Source organism: Streptomyces sp. NBC_00029, from assembly GCF_045160505.1.
GTDB lineage: Bacteria > Actinomycetota > Actinomycetes > Streptomycetales > Streptomycetaceae > Streptomyces.
Genome location: NZ_CP108292.1, coordinates 4,706,348 through 4,724,526, shown reverse-complemented (window position 1 = coordinate 4,724,526; position 18,179 = coordinate 4,706,348). Strand labels below are relative to the sequence as shown.

General features: G+C 70.2%; 18 protein-coding genes, 1 tRNA gene and 1 pseudogene. 10 read left to right on the top strand and 10 right to left on the bottom strand.

The window, feature by feature from the left end; genetic code table 11:
* Nucleotide 1 precedes the first annotated feature (1 nt).
* Both OG753_RS22165 and OG753_RS22160 read left to right on the top strand, forming a co-directional pair.
* Entirely contained in the window at nucleotides 2-1,177 is a 1,176-nt protein-coding gene (locus OG753_RS22165; RefSeq protein ID WP_327263424.1) for a sensor histidine kinase, read from the top strand.
* 1 nt (nucleotide 1,178) lies between these two features.
* Nucleotides 1,179-1,847, top strand: coding sequence for a response regulator transcription factor (locus tag OG753_RS22160; protein WP_327263423.1), 669 nt, complete (start codon nucleotides 1,179-1,181; stop codon nucleotides 1,845-1,847).
* 103 nt (nucleotides 1,848-1,950) lie between these two features.
* Here the strand turns inward: OG753_RS22160 and OG753_RS22155 are convergent.
* Nucleotides 1,951-2,033: transfer RNA gene (locus tag OG753_RS22155), tRNA-Leu, on the bottom strand.
* Nucleotides 2,034-2,326: 293 nt separating this feature from the next.
* On the opposite strand from OG753_RS22155, the gene OG753_RS22150 reads away from it, so the two are divergent.
* The 6 genes from OG753_RS22150 (at nucleotide 2,327) to pknB (ending at nucleotide 10,475) form a co-directional block, all read left to right on the top strand.
* Nucleotides 2,327-3,196: a DUF3662 and FHA domain-containing protein gene (locus OG753_RS22150; RefSeq protein WP_327263422.1), complete on the top strand. Its 870-nt coding sequence runs from the start codon at nucleotides 2,327-2,329 to the stop codon at nucleotides 3,194-3,196.
* A gap of 10 nt (nucleotides 3,197-3,206) precedes the next feature.
* Nucleotides 3,207-3,710 carry an FHA domain-containing protein gene (locus OG753_RS22145; RefSeq protein ID WP_327263421.1) on the top strand — a complete coding sequence of 168 codons (504 nt, stop codon included), beginning with the start codon at nucleotides 3,207-3,209 and terminating at the stop codon, nucleotides 3,708-3,710.
* Nucleotides 3,711-3,803: 93 nt separating this feature from the next.
* Nucleotides 3,804-5,318, top strand: coding sequence for a PP2C family serine/threonine-protein phosphatase (locus OG753_RS22140; protein WP_327263420.1), 1,515 nt, complete (start codon nucleotides 3,804-3,806; stop codon nucleotides 5,316-5,318).
* 34 nt (nucleotides 5,319-5,352) lie between these two features.
* Nucleotides 5,353-6,789 carry an FtsW/RodA/SpoVE family cell cycle protein gene (locus OG753_RS22135; RefSeq protein WP_327263419.1) on the top strand — a complete coding sequence of 479 codons (1,437 nt, stop codon included), beginning with the start codon at nucleotides 5,353-5,355 and terminating at the stop codon, nucleotides 6,787-6,789.
* Entirely contained in the window at nucleotides 6,786-8,249 is a 1,464-nt protein-coding gene (locus tag OG753_RS22130) for a penicillin-binding protein 2 (RefSeq protein WP_327263418.1), read from the top strand. The genes OG753_RS22135 and OG753_RS22130 overlap by 4 nt, the downstream gene beginning before the upstream one ends.
* Before the next feature lie 195 nt (nucleotides 8,250-8,444).
* The gene (gene pknB, locus OG753_RS22125; RefSeq protein WP_405789783.1) at nucleotides 8,445-10,475 is read left to right on the top strand and encodes a Stk1 family PASTA domain-containing Ser/Thr kinase; all 2,031 of its coding nucleotides are present in this window, start codon (nucleotides 8,445-8,447) and stop codon (nucleotides 10,473-10,475) included.
* A gap of 175 nt (nucleotides 10,476-10,650) precedes the next feature.
* Here pknB and OG753_RS22120 read toward each other — a convergent pair whose 3' ends face one another.
* The 6 genes and pseudogenes from OG753_RS22120 to OG753_RS22095 all read right to left on the bottom strand — a co-directional run bounded on the left by OG753_RS22120 (nucleotide 10,651) and on the right by OG753_RS22095 (nucleotide 14,627).
* Complete coding sequence (locus tag OG753_RS22120; RefSeq protein WP_327263416.1) at nucleotides 10,651-11,376, bottom strand: class E sortase; 726 nt, start codon at nucleotides 11,374-11,376, stop codon at nucleotides 10,651-10,653.
* A gap of 13 nt (nucleotides 11,377-11,389) precedes the next feature.
* A pseudogene (locus OG753_RS22115) lies at nucleotides 11,390-12,076 on the bottom strand (class E sortase); the annotation flags it as partial.
* Between the two features lie 140 nt (nucleotides 12,077-12,216).
* The gene (locus OG753_RS22110; protein ID WP_327263415.1) at nucleotides 12,217-12,855 is read right to left on the bottom strand and encodes an aminodeoxychorismate/anthranilate synthase component II; all 639 of its coding nucleotides are present in this window, start codon (nucleotides 12,853-12,855) and stop codon (nucleotides 12,217-12,219) included.
* Entirely contained in the window at nucleotides 12,852-13,028 is a 177-nt protein-coding gene (locus tag OG753_RS22105; protein ID WP_327263414.1) for a hypothetical protein, read from the bottom strand. The genes OG753_RS22110 and OG753_RS22105 overlap by 4 nt, the downstream gene beginning before the upstream one ends.
* A gap of 89 nt (nucleotides 13,029-13,117) precedes the next feature.
* Nucleotides 13,118-13,882: a class E sortase gene (locus OG753_RS22100; RefSeq protein ID WP_327263413.1), complete on the bottom strand. Its 765-nt coding sequence runs from the start codon at nucleotides 13,880-13,882 to the stop codon at nucleotides 13,118-13,120.
* The gene (locus tag OG753_RS22095; protein ID WP_327263412.1) at nucleotides 13,854-14,627 is read right to left on the bottom strand and encodes a DUF881 domain-containing protein; all 774 of its coding nucleotides are present in this window, start codon (nucleotides 14,625-14,627) and stop codon (nucleotides 13,854-13,856) included. The genes OG753_RS22100 and OG753_RS22095 overlap by 29 nt, the downstream gene beginning before the upstream one ends.
* Nucleotides 14,628-14,718: 91 nt before the next feature.
* On the opposite strand from OG753_RS22095, the gene crgA reads away from it, so the two are divergent.
* A complete protein-coding gene (gene crgA, locus OG753_RS22090) occupies nucleotides 14,719-14,973 on the top strand; it encodes a cell division protein CrgA (RefSeq protein ID WP_030383881.1) in 255 nt (84 codons plus the stop codon).
* A 115-nt stretch (nucleotides 14,974-15,088) separates the two neighbouring features.
* Here crgA and OG753_RS22085 read toward each other — a convergent pair whose 3' ends face one another.
* Nucleotides 15,089-15,964, bottom strand: coding sequence for a rhomboid family intramembrane serine protease (locus tag OG753_RS22085; protein ID WP_405789781.1), 876 nt, complete (start codon nucleotides 15,962-15,964; stop codon nucleotides 15,089-15,091).
* 115 nt (nucleotides 15,965-16,079) lie between these two features.
* Nucleotides 16,080-16,607 carry a peptidylprolyl isomerase gene (locus tag OG753_RS22080; RefSeq protein WP_327266864.1) on the bottom strand — a complete coding sequence of 176 codons (528 nt, stop codon included), beginning with the start codon at nucleotides 16,605-16,607 and terminating at the stop codon, nucleotides 16,080-16,082.
* Nucleotides 16,608-16,754: 147 nt separating this feature from the next.
* Here OG753_RS22080 and OG753_RS22075 point away from each other — a divergent pair, with 147 nt between their 5' ends.
* Nucleotides 16,755-17,474 (top strand): DUF5324 family protein, encoded by a 720-nt coding sequence (locus tag OG753_RS22075; RefSeq protein ID WP_327263410.1) that lies wholly within the window; start codon nucleotides 16,755-16,757, stop codon nucleotides 17,472-17,474.
* Nucleotides 17,475-17,542: 68 nt separating this feature from the next.
* On the opposite strand, the gene OG753_RS22070 is transcribed toward OG753_RS22075, so the two are convergent.
* The gene (locus tag OG753_RS22070; RefSeq protein WP_401277389.1) at nucleotides 17,543-18,112 is read right to left on the bottom strand and encodes a LysM peptidoglycan-binding domain-containing protein; all 570 of its coding nucleotides are present in this window, start codon (nucleotides 18,110-18,112) and stop codon (nucleotides 17,543-17,545) included.
* Nucleotides 18,113-18,179 lie beyond the last annotated feature (67 nt).

Here is an 18,179-nt window from a genome sequence, read left to right as displayed (position 1 = left end):
CATGAGCGAACGGCCGCAGCCCATCGACCGGTTGACCGTCCAGAAGTTCATCGGCTGGTACACGGCGGCCTGGGCGCTCCTCGGACTCATCCCCTCCGTCGTCGGGGTGGAGAACGACTCGGGAGCACCCAAGTGGGGGGCCCTGGCCCTCCTGGCGGTACTCGCCTCCTGCTACACCGCGGTACGACGGTTCCCGGACAATCCGGTGCTGCGTCCCCAGGCGTACCTGGCCCTCCTGGCCCTCGGCCTGGGGGCCATGGGCGGCCTCCCGGGCGGCGGGGCGGCCCTGTTCATCGTCTCCCTCCCGCAGTTCTGGCTCTTCGCCACCTCCACCCGCGCCGCGATCGTCCTCAGCGGCGCGGCCGCCGCGGCCACCGTCGTCGGCAGCACCCTGCGCAGCGACGAGTCCCTGACCGGGAACGTGGTCTTCGTCTTCATCGGGTACGCCGCCTCGGTGCTGACCGGCCTCCTGATCCACCGTCTCGTGGCCGACGGCGACGCCCGGGCCGGACTGCTGGGCGCCGAGCTGGAGAGCACCCAGGCCCGGCTGGCCGAGGCCCACCGGCGGCAGGGCGCGGCGGACGAGCGGGAACGGATGGCCCGGGAGATCCACGACACCCTCGCCCAGGGCTTCGCCTCCATCATCGTGCTGGCGGAGGCGGCCCGCTCGACCGTCGCGTCGGACCCGGAGCGCACCGGGCAGCAGCTGGTCTCCATCGAGCAGACCGCCCGCGAGAACTTCGCCGAGGCCCGGGTACTGGTCGGCTCCGCCCCGCAGAGCGGTCTGGCCCCCGGCTCGGTCGCGGTCACCCTGCGCCGCACCCTGGACCGGTTCACTCAGGACACCGGCCTGACCGTCGAGGCGGAACTGCCGCCGGACGTCACCTGCGACCAGCAGACCCGGATCGCCCTGCTGCGCTGCACCCAGGAGTCGCTGGCCAACGTGCGCAAGCACGCCCGTGCCACCACGGTCGGTGTGGTCCTCACCCAGCACCCGCACGCCATCGAGCTGGAGATCACCGACGACGGGAACGGCTTCGTCGTCGAGGACTCCCGCGGCTTCGGTCTCGACGGCATGCGCAAGCGCCTCGCCGAGCTGGACGGCGACCTCACCGTGACCAGTTCCCCCGGGGACGGCACCCGCATCCTCGCCACGATCCACACGAACGGAGCCTGACATGGAGACGAGCGGACGCATCCGGGTCATCGTCGTGGACGACCACACGGTGATGCGGGCCGGCGTCGTCGCCCTCCTCGCCCCCGAGCCCTCCATCGCCATCGTCGGCGAGGCCGACAACGGGCAGGAGGCCGTCGCCCTCGTCGGCGACCTGCGGCCCGACGTGGCCCTGATCGACCTGCGGATGCCGGTCATGGACGGGGTCGCGGCCACCGCCGCGATCGTGGCCGCCCCGGTCACGACCCGCGTGCTCATCCTCACCACGTACGACACGGACGTGGAGATCGAGCGGGCCGTCGAGGCCGGCGCGATCGGCTACCTGCTGAAGGACACCACCCGCGAACAGCTCGTGAGCGCCATCCACTCGGCGGCCCGGGGCGAGACCGTGCTGGCCCCGCGGGTGGCGGAGCGGCTGGTGGCCCGGATGCGGCAGCCCGCCCCGGTGGCCCTGACCGCCCGCGAACTGGACGTACTGAGCGCGGTGGCGGACGGCCTGTCGAACTCCGACATCGGCCGCCGTCTGGTCATCGCCGAGGCCACGGTCAAGACCCACCTGCTGCGGGTCTTCGCCAAGCTGGACGTCAGCGACCGCACCCACGCGGTGGTGACCGCCATGGAACGGGGCCTGCTGACCCGCCCCGACCGCGACCGTCCCGGCGGCGCACTGTGACCCTGGCCACCCCTGCCGGCGGGCGCGGGCGGAAACGGGTGAAACGGACGGGCACAACGAAGAACCCCCGCTCCGGATCTCTCCGGAGCGGGGGTTCTGTCTGTGGGCGAGGGGGGATTTGAACCCCCACGTCCCGAAGGACACTGGCACCTGAAGCCAGCGCGTCTGCCGTTCCGCCACTCGCCCGAGCAGCACCCCAGTGGATCTTCCCTTTCGGGCCTTTCCCCTGGCGACGTCGAAAGATTAGCACGGAGAACGGGGTGGATTCACATCGCTTTCCGGGCACCCCCGCACCCCGGTACGGACTGCCCCTCCCGCACTCCGCTCCCGGTGCGGGACACTGTCCCTTGGGCGCCCCTACGATCGCTTGTGAGGACCAACACTCGTCCTCACAGGTGCGCTGGGGAACCACCTGAATCCGCCACGCGTGGATACGATCAGTAAGCAGTACAGGGCGACAGCTACGGAGGAGGTGCCCCATGGGAGTCCTGAAGCGGTTCGAGCAGCGACTCGAAGGTCTGGTGAACGGCACCTTCGCCAAGGTGTTCAAGTCCGAGGTCCAGCCGGTGGAGATCGCCGGAGCCCTCCAGCGGGAGTGCGACAACAACGCCACCATCTGGAACCGCGAGCGGACCGTCGTCCCCAACGACTTCATCGTCGAGCTCAGTGCCGGGGACTACGACCGCCTGAGCCCCTACTCCGGGCAGCTCGGCGACGAGCTCGCGGGCCTCGTGCGCGACTACGCCAAGCAGCAGCGCTACAGCTTCATGGGCCCCATCAAGGTCAACCTGGAGAAGGCCGAAGACCTCGACACCGGGCTCTACCGGGTCCGCAGCCGCACCCTCGCCTCCAGCACCTCCCAGCCGCAGGCCCCCCAGGGCGGGCAGCAGGGCGGTCAGGCCGGCCAGGGCGGTTACGGGTACCCCCCGGCGGAGCAGGGCGGCTACGGGTACCCCCCGGTCGCGGCCCCGCCCATGCCCAGCGCCCCGCCCCCGGGCGGACCCGGCGCGCGACGGCCCGCTCCCGGCGGACCCGTCGGAGTCCCTCCCGTGGCGGGCCCGGGCGGCGCCCGGCGCCACTGGATCGAGATCAACGGCACCCGCCACCAGATCTCGCGCCCCACGCTCGTACTCGGCCGAAGCACGGAAGCCGACGTGCGGATCGACGACCCCGGCGTATCCCGCCGGCACTGTGAGATCCGGACCGGAACGCCCTCGACGATCCAGGATCTCGGGTCCACCAACGGCATCGTGGTGGACGGGCAGCACACCACCCGCGCTACGCTCCGCGACGGCTCGCGGATCGTCGTGGGCAGCACCACCATCATTTACCGGCAAGCCGAAGGGTGAAGCGGGGGCAATGTCAGAGCTGACCCTGACGGTCATGCGGTTGGGTTTCCTGGCCGTTCTGTGGCTGTTCGTCATCGTGGCCGTACAGGTCATTCGCAGCGATCTCTTCGGGACGCGCGTGACCCAACGCGGCTCCCGTCGTGGCGCCGCGGGCGCCGCCGGCGCCCCGCAGCAGGCGGGCCGCCAGGCCGCGCCTCCACAGCAGCGCCAGCGGCGCGGCGCACCCACCAAGCTCGTCGTCTCCGAGGGCATCCTCACCGGAACCACGGTGGCCCTCGCCGGCCAGACGATCACGCTGGGCCGCGCGCACGACTCCACGATCGTGCTGGACGACGACTACGCGTCCAGCCGTCATGCCAGGATCTATCCCGACCGTGACGGCCAGTGGATCGTCGAGGATCTCGGGTCCACCAACGGCACGTATCTCGACCGGACCCGGCTGACCACCCCGACGCCCATTCCGCCGGGCGCACCGATCCGCATCGGCAAGACCGTCATCGAGCTGCGGAAGTAGTACGAGAATGAGCGAGCGGAGCGAGCGCGGCGCGGCGATCCGTCCCACCGAGGACACGGACCCGAGCGCGCTCCCGACCGGAGGGTGGGCAGTGTGGCTCGAGACCGGTTGTACCCGGAGGCAGCTTCGTCGACAGGGCAGGTGCGCATGAGTCTGTCCTTGCGGTTCGCCGCCGGATCACACAAGGGCATGATCCGTGAGGGGAACGAGGACTCCGGCTACGCCGGGCCCCGTCTCCTCGCGATCGCGGACGGCATGGGAGGCCAGGCCGCCGGCGAGGTCGCGAGCTCCGAGGTGATCTCCACCCTCGTGCAGCTCGACGACGACGTCCCGGGCTCCGACATCCTCACCTCGCTCGCCACGGCCGTGCAGCGCGCCAACGACCAGCTGCGCGTGATGGTCGAGGAAGACCCCCAGCTCGAGGGCATGGGGACCACCCTGACCGCCCTGCTGTGGACCGGTCAGCGCCTCGGACTCGTCCACGTCGGCGACTCCCGCGCCTATCTGCTCCGCGACGGCGTCCTCACCCAGATCACCCAGGACCACACCTGGGTGCAGCGCCTCGTCGACGAGGGGCGGATCACGGAGGAGGAGGCCACCACCCACCCGCAGCGCTCCCTGCTGATGCGCGCGCTGGGCAGTGGCGACATCGTCGAGCCCGACCTCTCCATCCGTGAGGTCCGGGCCGGTGACCGCTACCTGATCTGCTCCGACGGGCTCTCCGGCGTCGTCTCCCACCAGACCCTGGAGGAGACCCTCGCCGACTACCACGGCCCCCGCGAGACCGTGCAGTCCCTGATCCAGCTCGCGCTGCGCGGCGGCGGACCCGACAACATCACCTGCATCGTCGCCGATGTCCTCGACACCGACAGCGGCGACACGCTCGCCGCCCAGGTCAGCGACACCCCGGTGGTCGTCGGCGCGGTCGCCGAGAACCAGCACCAGCTCTTCGACGGCGGCAACGCCATGCAGACCCCGGCCGGCCGGGCCTCGGGCCTCGGCCGCCAGTCCCCGCCTCCCGGCGCCTTCGGTCCGCCCGGCAGCGGCGAGGCCCCCGGCTACGGGTACGCGGACCAGGGCCAGGGCGGCGGCAACGGCTACGGCAGCTTCGGCGAGGCCGACGCCTACGACGCCGACTCCGGCTACGAGGACACGTACAACCACCCCCGCAGGCGCCGCAGCAAAGGGCGCAAGTGGACCACCCGTACGCTGACCCTGCTCATCGTGGCCGGCGTCATCGGCGGCGGCCTCTACGCGGGCTGGCGCTGGACCCAGACGCAGTTCTACGTCGGCGTGAAGGGCGAGCACATCGCGCTCTTCCGCGGCATCAGCCCGAAGCTGGGGCCGCTGGAGCTCTCCAAGGTGGAGACCGACCGCCCCGACATCGAACTGAAGTACCTGCCGCCCTTCAAGCGGAAGCTCGTCGAGGCCACCATCAGCGAAGGCAGCCTCGACGCCGCCCGCAAGAAGCTCGACGATCTCGGCGTCCAGGTGTCCGCCTGCAAGAAGGACGAGGAGCGCCGCAACGCCGAGGCGCAGAACAGCCAGACGCCCGCCCCCAGCCTGACTCCCGAGGAGCAGCAAATGGTCGGGCTGTGCGGGAAGTAGTAGACATACGCGGGCGCAGGGGGCCTGCCACACCATGAGCGTTGTCACCAATACGACCACCATCGGCGCCATCGAGCTGCCGAGCAGGCGGAACACCGAGCTGATGCTGCTCGGTTTCGCCGTGCTCATCCCGATGTTCGCCTACGCCAACGTGGGCCTCGCGATCAACGGCACCCTGCCGCCCGGCATGGTTCTCTACGGTCTCGGCCTCGGCGCCCTCGCCGGGGCCGCGCACCTCGTCGTGCGCCGGTACGCCAAGTACGCCGACCCGCTGCTGCTGCCGCTGGCCACGCTCCTCAACGGGCTGGGCCTCGTCCTGATCTGGCGCCTGGACCAGTCCGAGCGCCTGCAGAACCTCGCCAAGCGCTCCTACGGCGCCTTCTCCCCCTCCGCGCCCAACCAGCTGCTCTACACGGCGCTGGCCATCGCACTGTTCGCGGGAGTCCTGCTGGTCCTCAAGGACCACCGCGTCCTGCAGAGGTTCACCTACATCTCGATGGTCGCGGCCCTGGTGCTGCTGCTCCTGCCGCTCGTCCCCGGCCTCGGCGCCGACGTCTTCGGCGCCAAGATCTGGATCCGCGTCGCCGGATTCTCCATCCAGCCCGGTGAGTTCGCGAAGATCGTCCTCGCGGTGTTCTTCGCCGGCTACCTGATGGTCAAGCGCGACGCCCTGGCCCTGGCCTCCCGCCGGTTCATGGGCCTCTACCTGCCGCGCGGCCGCGACCTCGGCCCGATCCTGGTGATCTGGGCGATGAGCCTGCTCATCCTGATCTTCGAGAACGACCTCGGCTCCTCCCTGCTGTACTTCGGCATGTTCGTGATCATGCTGTACGTGGCCACCGAGCGGACCAGCTGGATCGTCATCGGCCTGCTGATGTCGGTCGGCGGCGCCGTCGTCGTCGCCGGGTTCTCCAGCCACGTCGGAGCCCGCGTCAGCGCCTGGATGGACCCCTTCGGCTGCTGGCAGCGCAGAGGCACCGACGCCGGGGCCTGCGAGCAGATCGCCCAGTCGATCATGAGCTTCGGCTCCGGCGGTGTCCTCGGCACCGGCTGGGGGCAGGGCAATTCCGACCTCATCGGCTTCGCCGCCAACTCCGACTTCATCTTCTCCACCGTCGGCGAGGAACTCGGCCTCGCCGGGGTCATGGCCTGCCTGCTGATCTACGGGCTCATCATCGAGCGGGGCGTGCGCACCGCCCTCGCCGCCCGCGACCCCTTCGGCAAGCTCTTCGCCATCGGCCTCTCCGGTGCCTTCGCGCTCCAGATCTTCGTGGTCGCCGGCGGAGTCATGGGCCTCATCCCCCTCACCGGCATGACGATGCCCTTCCTCGCGTCGGGCGGTTCCTCCGTCCTCGCGAACTGGATCCTCATCGCCGTCCTCATCCGGATCAGCGACACCGCACGCCGCCCCGCACCGGCCCCCGCCCCGTCCCCCGACTCCGAGATGACCCAGGTGGTCCGTCCGTCATGAACAAGCCCCTGCGCCGCATCTCGCTGTTCTGCGGGCTGCTCGTCCTCGCGCTGCTGATCCGCACCAACTGGCTGCAGTACGTGCAGGCCGAGGAGCTCAGCACCCGCAAGGAGAACCGACGGGTCCAGATCGCCCAGTACGCGACCGAGCGGGGCAACATCATCGTCGGGGGCGATCCGATCACCGGCTCCACGGTCACCAACGGCAGCGACTACAAGTACAAGCGGACCTACACCAACGGCGAGCTGTGGGCCCCCGTCACCGGGTACGCCTCGCAGGCCTTCGGCTCCACCCAGCTGGAATCGCTCGAGGACGGCATCCTCACCGGCAACGACGACCGGCTGTTCTTCGACCGCACCATCGGCATGTTCACCGGGGAGAAGAAGCAGGGCGGCAACGTCGTCACCACGCTCAACCCCGAGGCCCAGAAGGCGGCGTTCGAGGCGCTGGGCAAGAAGAAGGGCGCCGTCGCGGCCATCGACCCGCGCACCGGCGCCATCCTGGCCCTGGTCTCCACCCCCTCGTACGACCCCGGGCGCTTCGCGGGCAACTCCAAGGACGACGAGAAGGCCTGGGTCGAGCTGAAGGACAGCGAGGACAAGAACCTCGTCAACCGCGCCCTGCGCGAGACCTACCCGCCGGGCTCCACCTTCAAGGTGGTCACGGCGGCCGCCGCGCTGGAGCACGGCGTCGTCTCGGACATCAACGCCCCGACGGACACCCCCGAGCCGTACTTCCTGCCCGGCACCAAGACCGTGATGGTCAACCACGCCCAGGGCTGCGAGAAGGCGAGCCTGAACAAGGCCCTCGAGGTGTCCTGCAACTCCGTCTTCGCGAACATGGGCGACAAGGTCACCCGCGACAAGATGGTGGAGACGTCGGAGAAGTTCGGCTTCAACAACGACAAGATCGATATTCCGGTCCGCGCGTTCGCCAGCATCTACGACAAGAAGATGGGCAAGGACGGCAACGCCCAGAGCTCGATCGGGCAGTTCAACACCGCCGCCACCCCGCTCCAGATGGCCATGGTCACCGCGGCGATCGCCAACGACGGCAAGCTGATGAAGCCGTACATGGTCGACCACCTCACGGCTCCCAACCTGGACATGATCGAGAAGCACGATCCCCAGGAGATGAGCCGCCCGCTCTCCGCCGCCAACGCGGAGAAGGTGCAGCAGATGATGGTCAACGTCGTCGAGAACGGCACCGGTGGCAAGGCGAAGATGAAGGGCGTGACGGTCGGCGGGAAGACCGGTACCGCGCAGCACGGCGAGGGCAACAAGAAGCGCCCGTACGCCTGGTTCATCTCCTACGCCGAGACCCCGGACAAGAGCTCGCCCGTCGCCGTCGCCGTCGTGATCGAGGACAGCGAGGCCGACCGCGAGGACATCAGCGGTGGCGGTCTCGCCGCCCCCGTCGCCAAGGCGGTCATGGAAGCGGTCCTGAAGAGCCAGGGGTAACCGGGCCGCGACGGTCCGGAGCGGAGTGACGCACATCACTGAATCCCGCCCGGATCCGAGCGTACGGTACCTGTCCAGTATCAGCCTGTGGCCCCGAACCGATCACGGACGATCGGCCGGTAGCCTTTGCGCGAACAGCACACCGCCGGACCACACACAGGTGCGGTCGGGACTGACGGAGAGGGCTGCAACGTTATGGAAGAGCCGCGTCGCCTCGGCGGCCGGTACGAGCTGAGCCACGTGCTCGGCCGTGGTGGCATGGCCGAGGTCTACCTCGCCCACGACACCCGGCTCGGCCGTACCGTCGCCGTCAAGACCCTGCGTGCCGATCTCGCCCGTGACCCGTCCTTCCAGGCCCGGTTCCGGCGCGAGGCCCAGTCGGCCGCGTCCCTGAACCATCCGGCGATCGTCGCGGTCTACGACACCGGCGAGGACTACGTCGACAACATCTCCATCCCGTACATCGTGATGGAGTACGTCGACGGTTCCACACTGCGCGAGCTGCTGCACTCGGGCCGCAAGCTGCTGCCCGAGCGCACGCTGGAGATGTGCATCGGCATCCTCCAGGCCCTCGAGTACTCGCACCGTGCAGGCATCGTGCACCGCGACATCAAGCCCGCGAACGTGATGCTCACGCGGACCGGCCAGGTCAAGGTCATGGACTTCGGCATCGCCCGCGCCATGGGCGACTCCGGCATGACCATGACGCAGACGGCGGCCGTCATCGGCACCGCCCAGTACCTCTCGCCGGAGCAGGCCAAGGGCGAGCAGGTCGACGCGCGCTCCGACCTCTACTCCGCGGGCTGCCTGCTCTACGAGCTCCTCAGCGTCCGGCCCCCGTTCGTCGGCGACTCCCCCGTGGCCGTCGCCTACCAGCACGTACGGGAAGAGCCGCAGCCGCCGTCGAACTTCGACCCCGAGATCACGCCCGAGATGGACGCCATCGTCCTCAAGGCACTGGTCAAGGACCCCGATTACCGCTACCAGTCGGCCGACGAGATGCGCGCCGACATCGAGGCCTGCCTCGACGGCCAGCCCGTCGCCGCCACCGCCTCCATGGGCGCGGCCGGTTACGGCTACCCCGACCAGGGCCACGGCTACGGGCACCAGGGCTACGACCAGCCCACGGCCGCCCTGCGCACCACCGACCCCGGCGGCCAGACGTCGATGATGCCGCCCATGCCCCCGGGCGACGGCGGATACGGCTACGGCGACCAGGGCCAGGGCGGCTACGACCAGGGATCCAACCGCCGCCAGAAGAAGAGCAAGGCATCCACCGTCCTGCTCGTGGCGGCGGGCATCCTCGTCCTCGTCGGCGCCATCCTCATCGGCCGCTCCCTGTTCGGCGGCGAGGGCGCCGACAACCGGCCCGCCGTGCCCAAGCTCGTCGGCCAGACCCTGGAGCAGGCGACGAAGAGCGCCGTCAACGTCGGACTCGTCGTGGCCAAGGGCCCGGACGCGCCCTGCGAGGACCAGCCCAAGGGCAATGTCTGCAAGCAGGACCCCGCGGCCGGCATCAATGTCGCGGAGGGCACCACGGTCACGGTGACGATCTCCACGGGCGCGCCCAAGGAGTCGGTCCCCGACGTCGTGAACCTCAAGTTCGAAGAGGCGGAGAAGGCGCTCAAGGCGAAGGGCTTCCAGGTCGACCGCAAGCCCCAGGAGTCCGAGCGCACCGCCGGCACCGTCCTGGAGCAGAACCCCAAGGGCGGCGGCGAGGCGGAGCGGAACACCGTCGTCATGCTGACCGTCGCCAAGGAGATCACCAAGGCCGAGGTCCCCGACCTGCGGGGCAAGAAGAAGGACGAGGCGGTCAAGGCCCTCACGGACGCCAAGCTCAGGCTCGGCAGCGTGACGGAGTCCGACTCGCCCGGAGCCGTACCGGGCACGGTCGTCGACCAGCAGTGGCCGCCGGGCCAGCAGCTCGAGGTGGGCAAGACGGTGAACATCACCATCGCCAAGGCCTCGCAGGCATCGGTCGTCCCGAACTTCGCCGGCCGGACCCTCGGCCAGTACAAGGACGACCTGCGGCGCGCCAACCTGAAGGTGGGCATCGTCGCCGGCCCGTCCGACGACAACGCGTTCGTGGTGGCCACCGACCCGCAGCCCGGCACCCCGGTCAACTCGGGCCAGGCCGTCAACGTGATCACCACGGGCGGCCAGCAGCAGGGCGGCAACAACAACGGCGGCGGCGGCTTCATCGGCGGCCTGGGCCGCAACAACTAGCGCGACCACAGAGGTCCGGCCTCCTCCTCCCGTTCCCGGGGAGGAGGAGGCCGGACCTTTGTGCACCCCGCCCCTGTGCGGCCGCCTGCGGCCCCGCCGGGGCGGGTGGGCCTCATGGGGCCACCGAGGTGCCGGCGCGGCCCACAGGGGCCTTCTGGAGTCCTGGTGGCGCCGTTCAGCGCAGCTCGGCCGGAAGGGTCCGCTTCGCGTCCACCTTCTCCGTCCGGACCAGCTCGCCCCACACGATGTAGCGGTACTTCGACGTGTAGACCGGAGTGCACGTGGTGAGCGTGATGTACCGGCCGGGAGCGGTCCGCCCCGAGTCCTTGGGAACCGGGCTGATCACGTCGGTGTTGTACTTCGAGGTCTGGCGCAGCTCCGCGAAGACCTTGTAGACGTACCAGGTGTCACGGGTCTCGAAGACGATCGCGTCGCCGCTGCGCACCTTGTCGATGTTGTGGAACTTCGCACCGTGGCCGTCCCGGTGCGCGGCGAGCGAGAAGTTGCCCTTCTCGTCCCACGGCAGCGCCGACTTCACCGGCTGCGTGTAGTACCCGGCCACGCCGTCGTCGAGGGTGTCCGGGTCGGTCCCCGGCTTGACGAGCACCTCGCCGTTCTTCATCGCCGGAACGTGCAGGAAGCCGACGCCGTCCCTGGTGTCCAGCGCACCGGGTGCGGCGGACTGCGGGGACGGGGCCTGCCACTGCTGGCGGATCTGGTCACCGCGCGCCGACGCGTGCCGGTCCGCGAGCACGTTCGTCCACCACAGCGAGTAGGCCACGAACAGGCCCAGCACCAGGCCGACCGTGATCAGCACCTCGCCCAACAGGCTCAGGAATCCGGCGAGCACACTGCGGCTGCCGGCGGGCGGGGCCGCGGCGCGGCGGCGGGCACGAGACACTGCTGATTCGTCCTTAGCTGGTCAGCGCGGGCGGCGGGCCCTGGCTGCGGGGGCGTTCCTCGGTCATCCTGCCCCATACGATCAGCCGGTAGGTGCTGGTGAACTCCGGGGTGCAGGTGGTCAGCGTGATGTACCGGCCCGGAGATGTGAATCCCGACCCCTCCGGCACGGGCTTGATCACCGCCACGTTCGTCGGCGGGGTCTGCGCGAGCGACGAGGTCGTCTCGTACGTGAAGTAGGCGTCCCGGGTCTCGACCACGACGGGGTCCCCGGGCACCAGCCGGTTGATGTAGCGGAACGGCTCGCCGTGGGTGTTGCGGTGTCCGGCCACCGCGAAGTTGCCCTGCTTGTCGGCCGGCATCGCCGTCTTCAGCGCGCCCTCGCCGTAGTGCCCGACCATGCCCCGGTCCAGCACCTTCGGCTTGCTGACGCCCTCCGCCACCGGGACCTTCACGTCCAGCTTGGGGATGTGCAGGATCGCGAAGCCCTGCCCGGGCTCGAAGGCCGTCACGGGCGGCGCGGCGGCCGCCCCGGGGCCCGGGCCGGGTTGCTGCTCCCAGGTCTCGCGCAGCGAGCCGGCGGCGCCGTTCGCCACGCGCTCCGCCAAGAGGTTGGTGTACCAGAGCTGGTAGGCGACGAACAGCAGCATCACCAGGCCCAGCGTGATGAACAGCTCCCCGCCCAGCCGGCTCGCGATGACCACCGGGCCGCCCGAGGCCGGCGGCCTGCGCCGCCGCCCGCCCCGCCTGCGGGTACGCCGGGCGGCCTGCTTCGCGGCCTCCTGAGCTGCCCTGCGCCGCGCGGCCCGGCCCTCCGTGGGCGCGGACGGCGCGACCGCGGTCACGCGACGGCCTTGCCCACCACCGGGGCCAGCCCCACCGAGCGCTCCACGGCACCCGCGTCACCGCACCGCACCAGCCAGTTGGCGAGCATCCGGTGCCCCCACTCGGTGAGCACCGACTCGGGGTGGAACTGCACGCCCTCGACGTCGTGCTCCCGGTGGCGCAGGCCCATGATGATCCCGTCCTCGGTCCGCGCCGTGACCTCCAGCACGTCGGGCAGGGTCTCGGGCTCGGCCGCGAGGGAGTGGTAGCGGGTCGCGGTGAACGGCGACGGCAGTCCCTCGAACACCCCGAGCCCCTCGTGCGTCACGGGCGAGGTCTTGCCGTGCAGCAGCTCCGGCGCCCGGCCCACGACCCCGCCGTAGGCGACCGCCATCGACTGCATGCCCAGGCACACGCCGAAGACGGGAACGCCCGTCTGCGCGCAGTGGCGGACCATGTCGACGCAGACGCCCGCCTCCTCCGGGGTGCCGGGCCCGGGGGACAGCAGCACGCCGTCGAAGCCGTCCTGCGCGTGCGAGAGCTCCACCTCGTCGTTGCGCAGCACCTCGCATTCGGCGCCGAGCTGGTAGAGGTACTGGACCAGGTTGAAGACAAAGCTGTCGTAGTTGTCCACAACCAGAATGCGCGCGCTCACGGAGTGGCTCCCGATCCCTCGTCCACCGTCACATCGTTGAACGGAAGAAGCGGCTCGGCCCAGGGGAAGACGTACTGGAACAGCACGAAGACCGCCGCGAGGACCAGTACGAGCGAGATCAGCGCGCGTACCCACGCGTTTCCCGGCAGGTGCCGCCAGATCCAGCCGTACATGCCGCCTGATTCCTTTTCGTCCACGTTCGTTCAACGCACCGCGGGGGCGGTACGCGAACAGACTAAAGGCAGCGGCCCGAAAGGGTGGGTCACCCGGACAAACCCTCCGGCGGCCCCTCGGCCGCGGTGCGCGTGCCGGTCAGCTCGGCCCAGACGACCAGCCGGTGGCTGTGGCCCCATTCCGGGTCGCAGGTCGTGAGCGTCAGGTAGCGGCCGGGCGCCCGGAAGGGCGACTTCTCCGGGACGGGGTCGACCACCGCGACATCGGTGGGCAGCGTGCGCAGGGGGCCGCCCCGGACCGTGTACGTGTACCAGGTGCCCGCGTCCTTGAGGATCACCTCGTCGCCGCGGCGCAGTTGCGGGAAGTCCTTGAAGGGGTCCCCGTAGGTGCGCCGGTGGCCGGCGACCGAGAAGTTCCCGACGGCGCCGAGGCGGGCGGTGGCGGCGTAGTGCCCCAGGCCCTTCTTCAGCAGTTCGGGGTCGGTGCCCTCCAGTACGGGCTTGACCCAGTCGGGGCCGAAGCGGGGGACGTACATCTCGGCGAAGGCCCGGCCGGCGGGGTAGCGCTCCGGCTGCGCCGGGGTCGGCGATGGCACCGGGGTCACGGGGGTCGCCCGGGGGTCCGGCCGTGGTGCGGCGGCCGGGGCGGCCGCCGCCCAGCGGTCGCGCATCCGGTCCATCTCGCCGTCCATGGCCCGGTCGGCCTTGACCCCGGTCCACAGCAGGACGTAGGCGACGAAGAGCACGATCAGGGTGCCCGCCGTCAGGCACACCTCACTGAACGTCCGTACCACCAGGCGCAGTACGACGTCAGGACGGACCCGATCACGGGGTGGGCGCCACCGGCTTCGCATAGTGGAGGTCCACTGTGCCGGAGTAGCCGGGAAGTGTCAGCGCCTTGTGCTCGTCCACTTTCCAGCCGAGCCCGTACGCGTTCACGTACAGCTGGTAGTTCTGCAGGGCCGGCGAGGCGGCCAGGGCCTTCTTCAACGCGCCCGGATCGCCGACCGCCGAGATCTTGTAGGGCGGCGAGTAGACCCGGCCCTGGAGGATCAGGGTGTTGCCCACGCAGCGCACCGCGCTGGTGGAGATGAGCCGCTGGTCCATGACCTGGATGCCCTGGGCGCCACCCTGCCAGAGCGCGTTGACCACGGCCTGCAGGTCCTGCTGGTGGATCACCAGGTCGTTGGGCTGCGGCTCGGGCACGTTGGGGATGCGGGCGGTGGCGTTGGGCGGGGCGTCATTGAGGGTGACGGTCAGGCCCTTGCCGGTCAGCTCCTCGGTGCCGGAGGCCGCGCGCAGGGCGGCCAGCTTCGCGTCCTCGGCCTTGGTGCTGCCGTCGTCACGCTCGGCGAGCGTGTCGACCCGGCTGCGCACGCCCGCGGTGCTCTGTTCCAGCGCCGCGTTGTCCTGGCTGCGCTCCTTGATCAGGTCCGACAGCTTCAGGAGCGATGCATCCGTGCGGATGTTCGTACCCTTGGAGGTGTTGAAACTGGTGACGAAGAGCAGCCCGGCCAGGGCGAAGACGGCGGCTGTCAGCAGCCGGACCGGCCTGGCCCGGCGACGGGGACCCACGGAGGAGTCGTCGGAATTGCTCAACGTACCCTTCTCCTTCAACGCCACAGGTCCACTACGCTAACGGACGCCCGGGGCAGGCAAGGTCCCCAGCGCATCGACAGGAGAGCCCCTCGTGCCGAAGTCACGTATCCGCAAGAAGGACGACTACACGCCGCCGCCCACCCGGCAGCCGCAGAGCATCCGGCTCACGAATCGCAGCTGGGTCGCCCCGGTCATGCTGGCGTTCTTCCTGATCGGACTCGCGTGGATCGTCGTTTTCTACGTGACCGAGACCCAGCTGCCGATCGAGGCTCTGGGCAATTGGAACATTGTAGTCGGTTTCGGATTTATCGCCGCCGGATTCGGCGTATCCACCCAGTGGAAGTAGCACCCGACAGCCCCTGATGGAAGCTCTCCCCATGAGTTATCCACAGCGTCATCCACAGCTGAGGAAAAGACAGAAGATCTGTGGATAACTCTGTGGAGAGTTGACGCCGGTGTGATCAGGTGAGTTCCGCGGTGCGGAGCGCAATCACCATCGCGGCCAGCAGGAACGCCACCCCGCAGGTGCCCCACTGGACGAGTGCGCGATTCCTGCCGGCGGCGGGCATGAGCATGCCCAGACCCACCAGTGCGCCGGTGATCAGGCCGCCCACGTGAGCCTGCCAGGACACGGAGAGCGAGCCGCCGAGCGGTACGAAGGTCAGCACCAGCATCAGCACGACCATGGTGATCACGGGCCGCATCTCGTACCGCAGCCGCTTCGCCAGCACGACGGTCGCGCCGAGCAGGCCGAAGACCGCGCCCGAGGCCCCGAGCGTCGCGACGTTCGGCTCGGTCAGCAGATAGACGAGGGCGCTGCCGCCCAGGCCCGAGAGCAGGAACACCGCGAGATAGCGGACCCGGCCGAGCGCCGCTTCCAGCGGACCGCCGATCACCCACAGGGCGAGCATGTTGCCGGCGATGTGCCACCACTCGGTGTGCAGGAACGCCGAGGTCAGCAGCCGGTAGTACTCACCTGTGGAAACCCCGTGGAGGGTTCCGCCGAAGTAGTCCCGGTAGAGGCCGTACAGCGCGAGCTCACGGGCGAGCACCGGGTCGGAGAGCGCCACGAAGAACATCAGGACGTTGATCCCGATGAGGATCTTGGTGACCAGGTGCGGGTCGGCGGCGACCACTCCGCCCGCGATGGTGCGCGGCGCGTTCGCGGTCGGGTGGTGCCCGGTACCGGAACCGGCACGGACGCACTCGGGGCACTGGAAGCCGACCGAGGCGCTGATCATGCACTCGGGGCAGATGGGGCGTTCACATCGGGTGCAGGTGATTCCCGTGTCGCGGTCCGGGTGGCGGTAGCAGCCCGGCAGACGGTCGGTGTCCATCGGTCCCCTCGATCAGCGGCGAGGCAGGGGGTGCGCCCCGCAGGTCCGGTACGTATCCACTACGGACGAGCGGGGCGGAAAGGTTCCCGGGCGCGGGCCGGGGACCGGGTGGTGGTCAGCGCTTCTCGACGACCACGGACTTGATGATCACGTCGTCCAGGGGGCGCTCGGTGCGCGGGTTGGTGGCGCTGCCGGCGATGGCGTCCACGACCTTCCGGCTGGCCGGGTCGGTGACCTCGCCGAAGATGGTGTGCTTGCGCGTCAGCCAGGCGGTGGGCGCGACGGTGATGAAGAACTGCGAGCCGTTGGTGCCCGGGCCGGCGTTGGCCATGGCGAGCAGGTAGGGCTTGGTGAAGGCCAGGTCGGGGTGGAACTCGTCGGCGAACCGGTAGCCGGGACCGCCGGTGCCGTTGCCCAGCGGGTCGCCGCCCTGGATCATGAAGCCGCTGATGACACGGTGGAAGACGGTGCCGTCGTACAGCGGGTCCGTGGTCTTCTGTCCGTCGGTGGGGCGGGTCCACTCGCGGGTGCCCGTGGCGAGCTCGACGAAGTTCCGGACGGTCTTCGGAGCGAAGTTCTCCAGCAGCTCGATCTCGATGTCGCCGTGGGTCGTCTTCAGGGTGGCGTAGAGCTTCTCGGCCACGGATCTGCCTTCCATAGTCATCACTGTCGGTCCAGATGGTCGCACGGAGCGCTCCGCGGCACTGAAATCCTCCACCCGTATGCCCTGTCACGCATGCCTGTCCGCGATATGGCAGGCATGATCCGACAAAGGGTGGAAAGGTGAACTGTGTCCGCCACCGAGGAGGAGGATCCCGTGACCGGCAAGGACAGCATGCGCCTGGCAGCCGAGAGCGCCAGGGAGAGTGTGCGGCATGCGACGGAAGTGGTGGCACCGTACGCGGAATCCGCCAGGGATGCCGCGGTGCACTACGCCCATGAAGCGAACGAGCGGCTGGCGCCCAAGATGTCGTACGCGGCGACCAGTGCCGCCCAGCACGCCCGGACGACCTACGACTGCCATCTGCATCCCCGTCTCAAGGCGGCGCGGGCCCATGTCCCGCCCCCCGTCGACCGGGCGGCGACGCAGGCGGTGCACCAGACGCGCCGGGCGGCGCGGCAGGCGGCCGACTACACGCAGCCGAAGATCGAGAGCGCGATCGCGGCGGCCACTCCCATGGCCGAGGAGGCCGCGTCACGGTCGACGGCGGCCATCGCGGCGCTGCGCGGCCAGGTGACGGCCAAGGAAGTGCAGAAGCTGGTGCGGCGTCACCGGCGGCGCGAGCGCAACGGCAAGATCCTGCGCGGTGCCGCACTGGTCGGCGTACTGGCGTGCGTCGCCGTCGCGGCGTGGAAGTGGTGGGACCAGCAGTCGAATCCGGACTGGCTCGTCGAACCGTCGGCGGCCACCGAGGTTCCGGCCCGCGACGCGGCGGCGGCGAGCTTCGACGACGAGCTGGCGGAGAAGGAGCGTGAGGCGGAGTCGGGCCCGGAGGACAAGCAGCTCTGACGCCCCGCGCACACCGAAGGGGCCCCGATCCCGCACCGGATCGGGGCCCCTTCGGTGTGCGCGGGGCGTCAGCCGCCGGGGAGGTCGATGACCATGCCCGGGCGGATGAGGTCCGGACTGGAGCCGACGACGCCCTGGTTCATGGCGTAGAGCTCGCGCCAGCGGGCCTCGTTGCCCAGCTCGCGACGGGCGATCGCGGGAAGCGAGTCACCGGGCTGGACGGTGTACCTGCGCTTCCCGGCGGTGGGCGCCGGTCCGGGCATCGCCCCGGGCACCCGCTTGGGCATCGGGGCCGCCGGTACCGCCTTGTGCGCGGCCGAATGGGGCGTGGGCGTGTGCATGGCACCCGGCGCGGCGGAGGACGCGGCCCCCGGCTTCGGCATCACGGCCGGCCTGGGCGCGGCGGGCACCGCCTTGTGCGCGGCGGACGTGGGGGTCGGGGTCGCGGGGGCGGGCCTGGGCGGTGCGGCGGCCGCCATGCGCTCGGCAGCGGCCCGGGTGGCCGAGGCGGCGTCGGCCGCCGAACCCGCGGGAGGCCTCCGTGCCTCCCCGGCCTGCTGCTGCGCCTGCTCCTTCGCCTTCTCGTCGGCGTCGTGCGCCTTCTTCTTGTCGGATTTCAGGAAGTCGAAGAGTCCCATGTCTGTACGCCTCCGGCGTGATGCTGCCCCCTGGTATCAGTACCTCCTTCCACTGTCCTGCACCGGG

Coding starts and splice junctions, on each gene's coding strand:
- OG753_RS22165 (WP_327263424.1), top strand. CDS start 2: ATGAGCGAACGGCCGCAGCCCATCGACCGGTTGACCGTCCAGAAGTTC.
- OG753_RS22160 (WP_327263423.1), top strand. CDS start 1,179: ATGGAGACGAGCGGACGCATCCGGGTCATCGTCGTGGACGACCACACG.
- OG753_RS22150 (WP_327263422.1), top strand. CDS start 2,327: ATGGGAGTCCTGAAGCGGTTCGAGCAGCGACTCGAAGGTCTGGTGAAC.
- OG753_RS22145 (WP_327263421.1), top strand. CDS start 3,207: ATGTCAGAGCTGACCCTGACGGTCATGCGGTTGGGTTTCCTGGCCGTT.
- OG753_RS22135 (WP_327263419.1), top strand. CDS start 5,353: ATGAGCGTTGTCACCAATACGACCACCATCGGCGCCATCGAGCTGCCG.
- OG753_RS22130 (WP_327263418.1), top strand. CDS start 6,786: ATGAACAAGCCCCTGCGCCGCATCTCGCTGTTCTGCGGGCTGCTCGTC.
- pknB (WP_405789783.1), top strand. CDS start 8,445: ATGGAAGAGCCGCGTCGCCTCGGCGGCCGGTACGAGCTGAGCCACGTG.
- OG753_RS22105 (WP_327263414.1), bottom strand. CDS start 13,028: ATGTACGGCTGGATCTGGCGGCACCTGCCGGGAAACGCGTGGGTACGC.
- OG753_RS22100 (WP_327263413.1), bottom strand. CDS start 13,882: ATGCGAAGCCGGTGGCGCCCACCCCGTGATCGGGTCCGTCCTGACGTC.
- OG753_RS22085 (WP_405789781.1), bottom strand. CDS start 15,964: ATGGACACCGACCGTCTGCCGGGCTGCTACCGCCACCCGGACCGCGAC.
- OG753_RS22070 (WP_401277389.1), bottom strand. CDS start 18,112: ATGGGACTCTTCGACTTCCTGAAATCCGACAAGAAGAAGGCGCACGAC.